The sequence below is a fragment of the Vibrio sp. SCSIO 43086 genome, from assembly GCF_051132235.1.
GTDB lineage: Bacteria > Pseudomonadota > Gammaproteobacteria > Enterobacterales > Vibrionaceae > Vibrio > Vibrio diabolicus.
The window spans coordinates 1779286-1793538 of sequence record NZ_CP072678.1 but is presented as its reverse complement, the minus strand read 5'-3'; the positions used below and the strand labels follow the sequence as shown (position 1 = coordinate 1793538).

Genomic DNA, 14253 nt, shown 5'->3' with positions numbered 1-14253 from the left:
GCCTTTACAATGAGATGAAAAAACACACCAAGTAGGCGTTTATCTTTCAAAATTTGCGTTCGGCCTTTCCGTTGAAGGTTCGATTTCCAGAAACTGGATTTTTATTCGAGGTAAGTATGTTATGGAAAAATACAAGATCAGTGACCTCGCCAAGGAGTTTGATATTACCACTCGCAGTATCCGGTTTTATGAGGACGTAGGTCTGATTGAACCAGAGCGAAAAGGCAACATGCGCGTTTATCAACGCAGAGATAAAATTCGTCTCAAACTGATTTTAAGAGGGAAACGGCTCGGTTTTTCACTGGCAGAAATTCGTGAACTTTTCGAGCTCTATGACATGCAACAAACCGAAGGACAGTTATTGAAAATGCTCAATATCATTGAAGAGAAACAAGCCGTCCTACAACAGCAACTCAATGACATCAGCGTCGTAATGGCAGAGTTGAATGCCGCTAAAGAACGCTGTATTCAAACACTCAAAAGCAAAGAGACATAACCGCTATACTCAAATAGCGACACTGCAATCGGCTTTTCCACCTTACCTCTGATATCGGGAGACGTTATGAAAAGCACCTACGCCCCACTGAATTTCGGACTTGGTGATACCATCGATATGCTCCGAGACCATGTTAATGCCTTTGCTACGGAACATATTGCTCCCATCGCCGCAGATATAGACCGCGATAACCAGTTTCCGAAGCATTTGTGGCCTTTGTTTGGAGATATGGGGTTGCTCGGTGTCACCGTCGATGAAGAACTTGGTGGTGCAGGCATGGGATACCTTGCTCACGTTGTAGCGATGGAAGAGATCAGCCGAGCCTCTGCCTCCGTCGCTTTAAGCTACGGCGCTCATTCTAATCTGTGCGTCAATCAGATCTTTCGCAATGGCACGCCTTCTCAACGCAAGAAATACCTTCCCAAACTCATCGATGGTACACACGTTGGCGCCCTAGCTATGAGTGAGCCCAATGCAGGTTCAGACGTGATAAGCATGCAACTGAAAGCAGAGAACAAGGGCGACCATTTTGTACTAAATGGCAACAAAATGTGGATCACCAACGGTCCCGACGCTGACATAGTGGTGCTTTACGCTAAAACGGATGTCAATGCAGGTTCACGAGGTATTACCGCATTCATTGTTGAACGCAACGTCGAAGGTTTCAGCCATGCTCAAAAGCTGGACAAACTAGGCATGAGAGGCTCGAACACTTGCGAACTTGTGTTTAACAATTGCGTAGTGCCGAAAGAGAATATTCTTGGCGATCTGAATCAAGGCGTCGAGGTGTTAATGAGTGGACTAGATTACGAGCGCGTCGTCCTCGCTGCCGGACCACTCGGGATAATGCAAGCTTGCATGGACATTGTGGTCCCGTACGTACATGAACGAGAGCAGTTTGGAAAATCCATTGGCGAGTTTCAGTTAGTTCAGGGCAAGATCGCCGATATGTACTCTCGAATGAGTGCAGCAAAAGCGTATGTATATACCGTCGCAGCGGCTTGTGATCGAGGTAACGCAACGCGTAAAGATGCCGCAGGAGCGATTCTATACAGTGCAGAACTCGCCACACAAATGGCACTCGATGCAATCCAATTGCTCGGTGGGAATGGCTACATCAATGAATACCCTGCTGGTCGTTTGCTACGTGATGCAAAGCTTTATGAAATCGGCGCGGGTACCTCAGAGATTCGCCGCATGTTAATAGGCCGAGAACTGTTCGAAGAATCTCGCTAAAGGAACATACGACAAGGAAGTCATTATGGCCATTATCAAAAGTAAAACTAAGCCAACTGACGAGTTATTTCTTTCCAATAAAGCTGCGATGGAAACGTTGGTCACTCAACTGAATCAACATATCGAGACCATCAAACAAGGAGGCGGTGAAAAAGCCATTCAGCACCAGAGGCAAAAAGGAAAACTCCCCGCACGAGAACGCATCGCGCGCTTGCTTGATGACAACACTGACTTTCTTGAAATCAGCCAGTTTGCCGCCTGGCAAGTGTATGACGAATCCATCCCCTGCGCTGGCGTTATCGCCGGCATTGGTTTCATAGCGGGGATTCAATGTATGGTCATCGCCAACGATGCTTCGGTAAAAGGCGGAACCTACTACCCACTCACGGTAAAAAAACACCTTAGAGCGCAAGAGATAGCCCAACGTTGCCAACTCCCCTGCGTGTACTTGGTGGACTCCGGTGGTGCAAATCTCCCTCATCAGTCCGACGTCTTCCCCGACAAAGAACACTTTGGTCGCATTTTCTTTAACCAAGCGAGGATGTCAGCAAAAGGCATCCCTCAGGTTGCTGTTGTGATGGGGCTTTGCACTGCTGGGGGCGCATATGTTCCTGCCATGGCGGATGTGTCCATTATGGTCAAAGAGCAAGGCACCATATTTTTGGCGGGACCGCCTCTGGTGAAAGCGGCCACTGGCGAAGTCGTGACGGGTGAAGAGCTCGGCGGTGCAGACGTGCATTGTCGTAAATCTGGTGTTGCTGATTATTACGCTGAAAATGATGAGCATGCCCTAATGCTTGCCCGAGAAGCCATTGCCAATGCCAATAGAGCGAAACCGATTAAGCCGGAAAACACCGTGCTACCTCCCCGCTACGATGCTGAAGAAATCTACGGAATCGTGAATGCCAACTTACGACTATCATTCGACGTTCGAGAAATCATTGCCCGCATCGTCGATGATTCTGATTTTGACGAATTCAAAGCCTTGTACGGCAGAACGTTAGTGTGTGGCTTTGCTCGCATTCACGGACACTTGATCGGCATTGTGGCAAACAACGGCATCTTGTTTTCTGAATCGGCACAAAAAGGCGCGCACTTTATTGAACTTTGCGCCAAACGGAAAACACCGCTTCTCTTTCTCCAAAACATTACCGGATTCATGGTCGGGAAAAAGGTGGAGGAAGAAGGCATCGCAAAACATGGCGCCAAGCTGGTGATGGCCGTCGCTTGTGCTGACGTACCAAAGTTTACCGTAATCATCGGTGGGTCGTACGGCGCTGGCAATTATGGCATGTGCGGCCGAGCTTATGATCCAACCATGATGTGGATGTGGCCGAACGCTCGTATTTCTGTGATGGGCGGAGAACAAGCGGCAGGCGTCTTAACACAAGTTCGAAAAGACGCGAAGGAACGCCAGGGGGAAGCGTGGTCAGAGCAAGAAGAACATATTTTTAGAGAATCAATCATAGACTTGTATGAAGCACAAGGACATCCCTATTTTGCGAGCGCTCGGCTATGGGATGATGGAATTATTGACCCCAAACAAACGCGTCAGGTGTTGAGTCAGGCGCTAACGGCAGCATTAAATGCCCCCATTCCTGATAGCGAGTTTGGCGTCTTCAGAATGTAAATATCCAGAGATAAATTAAGGAAGTAAGTATGCAGGAAATGCAACCAAGCATTATTCCCAACGCCCAAAGACAAGATGATGTTCTTTGGCATGTCGATGACAATGGCGTAGCGACCATCACTCTAAACAGAACAGCCAAGCACAATGCTTTTGATGCTTGTACGATCGACTTGCTGATCCATCGTCTAGATTATCTCGCTTTACGAACGGATGTGCGGTGCTTGGTATTAAGAAGTAACGGCAAGCACTTTTCATCCGGAGCCGATCTGAATTGGATGCAGTCGATGGCCGACAGCACGAGGCAAGATAATTTCGTTGATGCCCAAAACTTGGCAAGACTCATGGAAACACTAGATTCGTTCCCTCAACCCACCATCGCGGTTGTACAAGGCTCCGCTTATGGCGGCGCGCTGGGATTGATTTGTTGCAGTGATATCGCCATCGCGAGCCAATGTGCCAACTTTTGCTTAAGTGAAGTTAAGCTTGGTTTAGTTCCGGCAACCATTGCACCCTACGTCATGCGCGCGATGGGGAATCGACAAGCCAGACGTTATATTTTAAGTGGTGAAGTCATTTCAGCCGAGGATGCCGAACGGTTTGGTATTGTGCACGAAGTGAAAGAAGCCAAACAACTTGAAAGTGCGGTCGATAGCGTGATCAAGACGTTACTACTTAATAGCCCAGATGCGATGCGTAAAGCAAAAACGCTCTGTCACCAATGTCATCAAAACCCGATCGATCAACAACTGATTCACTATACCAGCAAGCTCATTGCAGACATTAGGGTATCGCCACAAGGCCAAGATGGCTTGCAAGCGTTTCTTGAAAAACGAAGCCCAAGTTGGGTAACCAAATCACAGGACAAGTAATGCTGCCTTCCAAAGTAAATATTGTCGAAGTAGGTCCACGAGATGGGTTGCAAAATGAGTCTCCTGTTGCGACCCAGACTAAAATCCGGTTGATCAACTTACTCTCTGATACTGGGCTAACGCATATTGAGGCGGGCTCTTTTGTTTCGCCCAAATGGGTGCCACAAATGGCGGACTCAACAGAGGTCATGAAAGCAATAACAAGGCGAAATCATGTTACTTATTCTGCCCTGACACCAAACCTAAAAGGCTTCGAACAAGCCTTGGAGGCTGGTGCCAATCAGGTCGCAATTTTCACTTCATCATCAGAAGGATTCTGCCAACACAATATCAATTGCTCGATTGCAGAAAGTTTAACTCGCTTCGAGCCTGTAATGCGATTAGCCACCAAACACGGCATCCCTGTTCGAGGCTATCTATCCTGCGTTGCCGATTGCCCATACGACGGTCCGACAGACCCTAGACAGGTGGCGAGCGTGACCAAATCCCTCATCGATTTAGGGTGCTATGAGGTGTCTCTAGGTGACACCATCGGCACAGGCACGCCAAATCGAATTGCAGCCATGCTGGAAGCCGTCATGTTGGTTACACCTCTCCCCCAGCTTGCTGTCCATTTCCACGATACATGGGGACAAGCGCTCGCCAACATTCATCAAGCCTTGAGTATGGGCATCAATACCATCGACAGCAGTGTCGCTGGGCTGGGTGGATGCCCATACGCTCATGGGGCCTCGGGGAATGTCGCGACGGAGGATGTACTGTATTTATGCCAAGGATTAGGGATCGAAACGGGGATCGACTTGGAGCTGTTAGCAAAAGCTGGCTGGATGATCAGCGAAGAGCTTAATCGAGAACCCACGTCAAAAGTATCGCTAGCTTTGCGTAACCGTATGACATCTCTAACTTAAGGCGTTTATTAAACCTCGTAGTTTGCTTTGATACCAATATCAAAATGAAGTGGCATCCGCCACTTTGATATAGACAGGAAGCCCATAATTAAGCCAGACAACCCTGTTGCAATATTCGCTACCGTCAGTATTTCGAAACAAAACGCAAAGGTTGCGATGACAAGTAGCACTGGCACCGCTTTCAAGCCTGGAACTTTAAAACAAAAGGATTCTTTCAGCGCCACACCGGAAAAAGTGACAAAGACAAAACCAAGAGAAAGCCACACGCGGGATAAGTCTGGATCGCTCACCATGAAGAGCAGTCCCACCCAAGTTGACCAGCTGATGACAGTACGCACAGTTTTACTGTAGACATGGATATTTGCTGCAGTTAATACGCCTGCAATGGCGATGAGCAGCAACACATTTCGATCATAAAATGCCGAACCTTCAATAAGGTGCAAACCCGATATCGTCATCGCGATAAGTCCAAAGGCAAATACGCTAATTCCTAAACGGTATAAACAGACACTTAAAATATCTAAAAAGTCTAGTGATTCCTGATACTCAGTATTGGCCATGCTTCACTCCTAAATTGTTCCCTACCCAAACCTCTTGAAGCTACCTAGGGATAGACAAACGAAATCGACCGCCAGTACGATAAATAATAAGAGAGAATAAGATAAGCACACAGCCTACTAGCTTATTTGCCGTTAGCACTTCGCCATACCACAGCACGCTTAGAATGACGGTCCAAACTGGCTCTAATATCATGATCAAGGCAGCATTACCTGCCTGAACAAATTTTTGCCCCATGGTTTGCATTACGTAACGCAAGCTCGTCGCTAGCAAGGTGCTCAACGCGAACCACCACCAAATGGAGGAGTCAACCTCTGCCGGAAAAGACTCCATAAAGAAAGAAACCAACAAACCTAAACAACCAGCAGAAAAAAGCTGCACGCAAGTAAGCAGCAACACAGGTAGTTTTTGAGAGTATTTGCTGTTCACATTAAAATGAAGCGCCAAAACCAGTGCTGCACCAAGAAACCAAAATTGACTGGCCGATTGTTTCCAGCCACCAACTAAAGAGAGACAGGCGAGCCCTAATACCGCGATAGGCAAAGAAAGCCAGAAAATTCGTTGTGGTCGTTGACGAAACATAACCCACGCAACAATAGGCACAAATAGCATGGAGAGACTCATGATAAATGCGCCTTCCCCAAGCGTGTCGCTGATGGAGATGGCGTAAATCCATGTCATAACGGCACTACCTAACAGTAGCCCGACACCACCAGCAGAAAGCACATCTCTCAAATTCGCTTTCAACAAAGGTCGATAGCACAACGGCAGCAGGCAGAGTGATGCAATAGTAAATCGCGCCCCGATAAAGCCGAAAGGTGGTAAACCCTGTATTGTTTCCTTAGAAAAGATCCAACCAAGTGCCGCGATCATCGTTGTCGCAACCAGAATAACCGTCGCTTTGCGTTCTGAGTTAAACATAAGTACTCACAAAATATGGAACACAGTATCGCAGCAAGGGAAGTTTGCTGCGCTGTTGTATCAATTTGAAAGGAGTTTCTGTCGAGCGGAAGTGAAAGCCCGACTCTCTCCTATGTTGTTAAGCAGATTGAAGTTCTGCGGTCGGATACATTAAAGGCAGGCAAAGTCTTAAGGCAAGCGTTTTCGTATACTAAATTGCCTAAGCATCTTATGCATTAAACAAACTGGCTAAAACTTGGACCGGATGTCGAACTACCTCCCCTTCAAAACGCTTAACTTGACTGCGACAGGAATACCCCGTGGCTAACACACGCTCGGTGGGCAGGTTCTTTATATTCGGTTTCCAACTCAGCTGATAAATAGCTTCAGACGTACTTTTCTTATCCACTTCATGGCCGAATGTCCCTGCCATACCGCAACATCCCGTAGGTATCACATGCAGCTTTAAACCAAAGTGATAAAAAATAGACTGCCAAGATTTCTCAGTCAGCGGTATTTTTGTCTTTTCTGTGCAATGCGCCATCAAATACCAAGGCTCTTCATCTGATGTGCTTACAGCTGGCCATTCATCGAGTGTATCCACCAGCCATTCATGAGCCGTATAAACTGTAAATTCGCCTCGCTTTTCTTTTAGAACCTGATGGTATTCATCACGATAACAAAGCACTAAGGCTGCATCGATACCGATCATAGGAATTTCAAGCTCAGCAACTTGGTTGAGAAAATCCGAAGTGTTTTGTGCATTTCTGGCGAATGCCTTAAGGAAACCTTTTACATGTTGAGCTTTCCCATTAGGTTTGAAAGGCAGAACAACAGGGTGTTTCCCTAACCGCTGCAATAACTGAATAAAGTCCGAAACCAACTCGGCTTCATAAAAGCTGGTAAATGGATCTTGAACAATCAAGACGTAATTTTGCTTCACTTCTGGGGAAAGCGATTCTAGATACGCAAAGTCAAACGGGCTCACGCCAAGAGCCTGACATCGACTTTGCAACGTAGGGATCGATAGTACTGGCGAATCAATAAAACCGATGGATGTCTCTAATACTTGCGTAACAGGCCTACTAGATGCAATTTGATTAACCAGTTTGGGAGCTTTTGCCATAATCGGCAGCAGTTGCTCAATATTCGACACCAGATAGTCGCGCAGAGGTCTGCGATAACGCGAGTGATAAACGTGTAAAAAACGTGCTCTAAAATCAGGCACATCAACTTTAACAGGACACTGACTCGCACACGCTTTGCACGCTAGACAGCCATTCATCACCTCATAAACTTCATGCGATAGGTCATCAGATGTGGGTCGAGATATCAGTTGACTCAGCTTCTGAGCCAAAAGCTTAACCGATAACGTTTGATTGAGAAGCTGTTGTTCGTTAGCGAGCAAATCGAAGCCACTGTCATTCAGGCGACGCAGCCATTCACGCATTATCCCAGCCCTCCCTTTCGGAGAGTGGCGACGATCGGCTGTTACTTTAAATGATGGACACATTGGGCTATCAGCATCGTAATTAAAACACAGCCCATTGCCATTGCAAGACAGCACGGGCTTAAGCGACTCTCGGACTGCTACAGGGATCTGACGATCATAGTAGCCACGCTTGGTCGCTGTGACTTTTACCATTTCAGCGTCGCTATTCAGTGGCGTGCAAATCTTGCCCGGGTTCATTTTATTGTCGGGGTCAAACGCCGCTTTAATACGCCTTAATTCAGTAAAGAGCTCATCACCAAAGAAGGCTGGTCCATATTCTGAGCGATATCCTTTACCGTGCTCTCCCCACATTAAACCATTGTATTTTGCCACCAGCGCGACCACATCATCGGACAGTTGATGCATCAACGCTTCTTGTTCGGGGTCACACATATCGAGCGCTGGACGCACGTGAAGAACGCCTGCATCCACATGCCCAAACATGCCATAATGCAGGTTATTGCTGTCTAGCAACGTACGAAATTCCGCGATAAAGTCCGCCAAATTTTCAGGCGGCACACAGGTATCTTCCGCGAATGCAATCGGCTTTGCCTGACCTTTAGTCGCGCCAAGCAGCCCAACCGCTTTCTTGCGCATTACATAAATAGCTTGGATGTCTTTGGGGTCGCGACAGACTTGATAGCCGATGATACCACTGCGTCGATGAACGATTTCTTTATCAAGAATTAAAAGTAAGCGTTCAACTTTATCCTCAATATCATCGCTTTGACTGCCTGCGAACTCGACAAAGTTAATCCCTTGCATCTCTTTGCCCTGCACGTCTGAGATCGCGTGTTTTACCGAGTGCCAGACAATGTCTTCTCTTGCAAGATTAAGCACCTTTGCATCAACCGTCTCTACCGATAGCGCCTCTGCTTCGACCATCAACGGAGCATTTCGCAATGCAGAATCAAAGCTATCGTATTTAACGTTCACTAACCGTCGCGTGGTAGGTATTCGCGTAAGATTGAGCTTGGCTTCAGTGATAAAAGCTAACGTGCCTTCAGAGCCACATAATATTCTCGTGACGTCAAACTCTTCACTCTTGTCGTTGATGGCATTTTTTAGGTCATAACCAGTAAGAAATCGATTCAGAGGAGGAAACTTATCCAGAATCTGTTGACGCTTGTCTCGACAAACTTCCTCCGTAATTTTTAACGCTCGCGATACTACATCACTGTTTAACCATTTGTTTTGTTGAATTGCTTCGGTATCGAGCACCGAACCATCCGCCAATACGGCTTTGAGCGCCAACACATGATCCGAGGTTTTACCATACTGCAAAGAGCCTTGGCCTGATGCATCGGTATTAATCATCCCACCTAATGTTGCGCGGTTGCTGGTCGACAGATCTGGCGAGAAGAAATAACCATAAGGGCGAACGATGTCGTTGAGTTGATCTTTAACTATCCCAGTTTCCACTCTCACCCAACCTTCCTGCTCGTTGATCTCTAACACTCGATTCATATAGCGAGACAGATCAACCACGATCCCCGAGTTCAATGATTGTCCGTTGGTGCCCGTTCCGCCTCCTCTGGGCGAAAAGGTCAGGTGTTTAAATTCATCACGAGCACTGACCTTGCCAAGTATTACCACATCATGATGGTTGGCAGGAAAGACGACCGACAACGGAAGTTGCTGGTAGACGCTGTTGTCAGTCGCCATACTCAATCGAGTGGTATAGCGAGCATCAGTATCCCCCTTGAAACCAAGCTGTTTAAGGGTGTTAAAGAACTTGATAACCACAGGATCAGAGGAAACCTGTAGCGGAAGTGCAGGAAGCATAATTTGAATCAGTGCCTTACGGTTGTCTTTTTAGGTTCATAACATGAATGTGGAGTTAAAAGCGGTAGAGGCGCTTGGGGTTATCGACCAGAATCTTACTAAACAGTGTCGTATCTTGCGTCCAGTGCCACAAGGTATCTAATAGCTGACCATCATTTGGCATCTCAGCAGCAAAACATGGATGAGGCCAATCCGAGCCCCAGACGCATTGCTCTTCATTCGCTTCTAACAAAGCTTGAGCAAACGAAGAAACGTCATCATAAGGCGGTGATTGAGGCGACAAACGATACGGCGCCGACAGTTTTGTCCACACTTTCCCTTCGGCCTTAAGCTTCAATAAGGTTTGAAAACCAGGATGAGAAATCAGCTTGTTTGTTGGCATATGTCCAAGATGATCAATCACTACGGGCACAGGTAAAGCCCTTAATCGGTGATATAAGTCATCAAACTGCGAAACATCAATTAAGCATTGAAGGTGCCAGTGTCGCTCTGCAAGGCGAGCCGCTAAACGTTCAACATCACGCCACTCAATACCACCTTTAAACAGCAAATTCATCCGCACCCCACAAAATCCCGCTTCTTGTAGCTCATCCAGCGTTTGCTCGGAAACATCCGCATCCACGACCGCGACGCCTTTGTAGTCGTAACCTTGCTGGCGCAAATACCGCAATGTATCAAGATGCAACTGGTTGTCATTGCCATACACACTCGGCTGAACCAGCACGCCATGACGGATGCCTAATTGCTGGTGCAAATGCAGGTATGCGCCGACGCTGGCATCAGGTGGCGTGTAGGTTCGCGTTTCACAGTACGGATAACGTGAAGAAAAAACGTGGGCGTGACAATCAACCGCGCCTTCAGGAATCGCGATTGTTGGTTTATGTACAAATGGGTCAGCCGCTTCACAAAATGGAATTATGCTCATCAAAAATCATCCTGTCAGAAAGATAGAGGTGCCATCAACGAAAGCACCTCTTGAAGACTTAACTGAAGTTCTCACTCAACCAGTTCGCGATCACGCCAGAGAACTGAATAAACTTAGGATCGTCGTCCAACATCCACTCGGTGTGACCACCTTCCGGCAGTAAGAATAGAGATTTCGGCCCAGGGTATTTCGCGTACAGCGACTTTGCTTCGGTCACTGGGTGAAGGTCGTTTTCTGCACCGTGCGCAATCAAGATTGGCGCGTCTGCAAATCGCTCGTCCAGTAGAGCTTCCGGTTTGAAATTGATGAGAGAATCCGCAAAATCCAGATCAGATGTCACTCCGTAGCCCGGCGCTTTGACCAGTTCAGTGAATACATATTCGCGGCTTACTGGATCAAGCGGGTAGATTTCAAATGGATCAATCCCCTGCTTTTCTCCACCAAGAGCAAGACGTGTACGCTCTTCTAACATAAATTGACGGAACGCTTTCCAGCCGTGCTCGCCACGTTGAGCAACCTGAACACGTACCGCATCATAAAAGCCGTTCATGGAGATAAGTCCATCAATCGCATCTTGGCAAACTCGGTAAGCATCAAGAATTAATCCACCCGCCATGCCCCAGCCAGCCAGTACGACTTTGCGGCCTTCCTCGTCAGCGCGCTGTTTCACAACCGCAACCGCATTAGCGATGTCGCGTACTTGTTCATCCAGGATAACTCGCTCACGAATACCCTCAGATTCGCCAAAGCCACGGTAGTCAAATCCGAATACTGTAAAGCCCTTCGCAGTTAAGGCTCTCGCGTAACGCTCTGGGTGAATATTTTTTTGCCCAGTAAAGCCTGAGCAGACAATAACGATCGGTAAGTCTGGGTTGTTAACGTTCTCGTCAGTAAAGAAAGCGCCATCAAGGCGTAGACCATCACTAATTACTGGGGCTTTTTGTTCAATCATAATTATCTCGTCCAAATGAATGTGTATGCTCGACAAAGAACTCCTTGTCTTAAGTCACATCATGTTCGAATTTTGATAGCAATAATTTAACAATTGCGACATTCTTATCCAGAAATACGACATAGATGAACTGCCCACTTGGTGACCACAGAGAATGAAAACGACACACACGTATCGCATTGGTTTTTTCCTTATTCCTGATTTTTCGATGCTCTCTTTTTCGGCGGTTATCGAACCTCTTCGAATGGCTAACCGCCTCGCTGGTTGCGATTTGTATCAGTGGGATATTTATGGATTCGAAGATAAAGAAGTATCGGCCAGTAATGGCGTTTCATTCTCGCCAACACAGTCAGTCAACAACATTGCTCATTTAGACTTGCTGCTGGTTGTAGCAGGTATTGGCGCCCATGTTGCTGCTGCGAGTGGCTCGGTGAACCAGTGGTTAAAGCAAGCGCTTCGTCAAGGCATCGCCGTGGGCTCGACTTCGACAGGCAGCGTGTTGTTAGCAAAAGCGGGCCTGTTAAAAAACAAAACGTGTACCGTGCATTGGGAGTCCGCCAACAGCCTGGCAGAGGAGTTTCCAAACATTAACGTGACCAGTGAGTTGTACGAATTCGACCCACGCACACCAACTTGTTCGGGCGGCCTAGCCGGTTTGGATATGATGCTTCATTTAATTACAAACCAACATGGGAGCGACTTGGCGAATCAAGTGGCAGAGCAATGCATTCACCCTGCGATTCGACCAGCGCATGATAAACAGCGGATGTCGTTAATCCGTAAGCACAACATCCGCCACCCGCGCCTGCTCGACGCTGTAGAGATCATGGAAGCCAACATGGAAGAGCCGCTAAAGTGCTATGAAATTGGCGAGCAAGTAGGATTATCGGTCAGGCAGATGGAAAGGTTATTTTTGCAATACTTGCAAGACAAACCAGGTAATTACTACCTTCAATTGCGCTTAGAACGCGCTCAACATTTGTTGTTGCAAACCATGCTGTCCATTACTCAAATCAGCACCGCTTGTGGGTTCAGTTCTACATCGTATTTTGCGCGCTGCTACAAAAAACGCTATGAAAAAACGCCGCGTGAAGAGCGACGTTTAGCTTAAGATTGAGTAAGAGAAAAGAAGTTCGATCTCATAGTGACGTGCCAGGCGACGTGTCAGACAAAGTACCTTGGTAAAGCAGTGATAGCCAAGCAAGAACCTGCTCTTTACTGGCTTTATCAAGTTGCAAACATCCCTCTTCTATCGCTGACACGCGTGAAGCGGACAATTCTTTCTCTGCCAAAGTGCGAAACTTACCTCGCATCTCGTCTCGACTGAGAGGATTTTCAGGATTACCTCGCGCAATACAGGGAGGCGAAGTCAGTTTGTCGCCATTTTTCAACGTCACCACGACATACGCCCAGCGTTCGGCTGGAAACTTATCATTGTAAGCGGGCTCTTCAATTAACTTCATCCGCTCCGTAAGTGCCAAGCGAGCAGGATCTTTCAGTCCTTTGGTGACGGCTTCTACCGTGACCGTATTATCAATAACCGCACTCGCGACTGAAAATGGCAAACTGTACTGAGCCTGCTCGGTTGTCTCTGGGCGCTTGATATGCAGGCACACCGCCTGATGAAAGCTGTGAACTTCGATAAGTTCAATCTCATCAGGTTCTAGTTTATTTTCTTGTTGCAGTGCTCTCACCGCTTCAACCGCAGGTTGAGCCCAACGACAAACCGGATACGGTTTAAAGTATTGCTCCAGAATATACCAGCGCTGCCCTAAATCTGCCCACAAAGCGTGAGTTTGTTGGTCCAGCAGAGTCACGGCTGGCGCGCCAGTAAATCCTTCTTCTGCTAGCTCTGCACTGGCAAAGCCCGCCATCGCTCCCCAGCCAGAGCCGTCTTTGAGCATGGTTGGGTGTTCAATACAACGCATCATTTGGCTGCGCGGGCCATAGAACTCGGCAATGCCGAGCGCATGCTCTGTTTGTGCCTCCGTTAATTCTTTTCTTCTTGCAGATACTGCGGCGACGCCCTGCGCATTCCAAGCACCAGAAGTATGGTAGTCACAAGCGGTTTGATGCAGCGCGATTCCGGCGCGAGTTGCTATTTCGTAGCCAATGACGAGGGACGTTAATAACTCTTCTCCCGTAACTGCTGACCCATGCATACTGGCGAGCAGCCCCGGCAAAACAGCGACGCCAACATGGCCTTTCGTCAGGACTTGGCCGTCGTGCGCGTCCATACTGTCAATCAACATTCCGCCATATAGAGTTGTCCCACAACCACTGGCCGTGTGATCAGAAAACAGCATCGGCGTATCACCGGCAAACTGCTTCTGCGCGAGTTTGGCTACCATGTTTTGCAGCTGCGTCGCTTTACCAGCTGCGGCGACACCTAACAAATCCAAGACGCAATATTTCGCTTGTTCAATAACGTCAGCAGGAAGCTGTTCAAAGGTTAATTCGTGAATAAATCGATGAATAGATTGCATCATCTACTGCTCCAGT

The 14253-nt window shown here is 47.6% G+C and carries 12 protein-coding genes; 6 read left to right on the top strand and 6 right to left on the bottom strand.

All coding sequences use genetic code 11. The features are described from left to right. The first annotated feature begins 121 nt into the window (after positions 1 to 121). From J8Z23_RS24215 to J8Z23_RS24195, 5 genes are all read left to right on the top strand, one after another. The gene (locus J8Z23_RS24215) at positions 122 to 496 is read left to right on the top strand and encodes a MerR family transcriptional regulator (protein WP_012842485.1); all 375 of its coding nucleotides are present in this window, start codon (positions 122 to 124) and stop codon (positions 494 to 496) included. 66 nt (positions 497 to 562) lie between these two features. Beyond that, positions 563 to 1732 carry an isovaleryl-CoA dehydrogenase gene (locus J8Z23_RS24210; protein WP_317346619.1) on the top strand — a complete coding sequence of 390 codons (1170 nt, stop codon included), beginning with the start codon at positions 563 to 565 and terminating at the stop codon, positions 1730 to 1732. Between the two features lie 25 nt (positions 1733 to 1757). Then, entirely contained in the window at positions 1758 to 3362 is a 1605-nt protein-coding gene (locus J8Z23_RS24205; protein ID WP_367000860.1) for a carboxyl transferase domain-containing protein, read from the top strand. A gap of 29 nt (positions 3363 to 3391) precedes the next feature. Continuing rightward, positions 3392 to 4231: an enoyl-CoA hydratase-related protein gene (locus J8Z23_RS24200; RefSeq protein WP_145535327.1), complete on the top strand. Its 840-nt coding sequence runs from the start codon at positions 3392 to 3394 to the stop codon at positions 4229 to 4231. Further along, on the top strand, positions 4231 to 5139 hold the full coding sequence (locus J8Z23_RS24195; RefSeq protein ID WP_085343631.1) for a hydroxymethylglutaryl-CoA lyase: 909 nt from the start codon (positions 4231 to 4233) through the stop codon (positions 5137 to 5139). The genes J8Z23_RS24200 and J8Z23_RS24195 overlap by 1 nt, the downstream gene beginning before the upstream one ends. A gap of 8 nt (positions 5140 to 5147) precedes the next feature. Here the strand turns inward: J8Z23_RS24195 and J8Z23_RS24190 are convergent, their stop codons facing one another. The 5 genes from J8Z23_RS24190 to J8Z23_RS24170 form a co-directional block, all read right to left on the bottom strand. Next, complete coding sequence (locus J8Z23_RS24190; protein WP_046873652.1) at positions 5148 to 5699, bottom strand: DUF2301 domain-containing membrane protein; 552 nt, start codon at positions 5697 to 5699, stop codon at positions 5148 to 5150. A 40-nt stretch (positions 5700 to 5739) separates the two neighbouring features. After that, complete coding sequence (locus J8Z23_RS24185; protein WP_048625206.1) at positions 5740 to 6618, bottom strand: DMT family transporter; 879 nt, start codon at positions 6616 to 6618, stop codon at positions 5740 to 5742. A gap of 208 nt (positions 6619 to 6826) precedes the next feature. Continuing rightward, positions 6827 to 9874, bottom strand: coding sequence for a D-2-hydroxyglutarate dehydrogenase YdiJ (ydiJ, locus tag J8Z23_RS24180; RefSeq protein ID WP_434635530.1), 3048 nt, complete (start codon positions 9872 to 9874; stop codon positions 6827 to 6829). A 55-nt stretch (positions 9875 to 9929) separates the two neighbouring features. Continuing rightward, positions 9930 to 10799: an amidohydrolase family protein gene (locus tag J8Z23_RS24175; RefSeq protein ID WP_420664933.1), complete on the bottom strand. Its 870-nt coding sequence runs from the start codon at positions 10797 to 10799 to the stop codon at positions 9930 to 9932. Positions 10800 to 10857: 58 nt separating this feature from the next. Next, positions 10858 to 11751 (bottom strand): alpha/beta hydrolase, encoded by an 894-nt coding sequence (locus tag J8Z23_RS24170; protein ID WP_005375755.1) that lies wholly within the window; start codon positions 11749 to 11751, stop codon positions 10858 to 10860. A gap of 154 nt (positions 11752 to 11905) precedes the next feature. On the opposite strand from J8Z23_RS24170, the gene J8Z23_RS24165 reads away from it, so the two are divergent. Further along, positions 11906 to 12862: a GlxA family transcriptional regulator gene (locus J8Z23_RS24165; protein WP_005375751.1), complete on the top strand. Its 957-nt coding sequence runs from the start codon at positions 11906 to 11908 to the stop codon at positions 12860 to 12862. A gap of 28 nt (positions 12863 to 12890) precedes the next feature. On the opposite strand, the gene J8Z23_RS24160 is transcribed toward J8Z23_RS24165, so the two are convergent. Beyond that, positions 12891 to 14240, bottom strand: coding sequence for an MmgE/PrpD family protein (locus J8Z23_RS24160; RefSeq protein ID WP_434635529.1), 1350 nt, complete (start codon positions 14238 to 14240; stop codon positions 12891 to 12893). Positions 14241 to 14253: the final 13 nt, after the last annotated feature.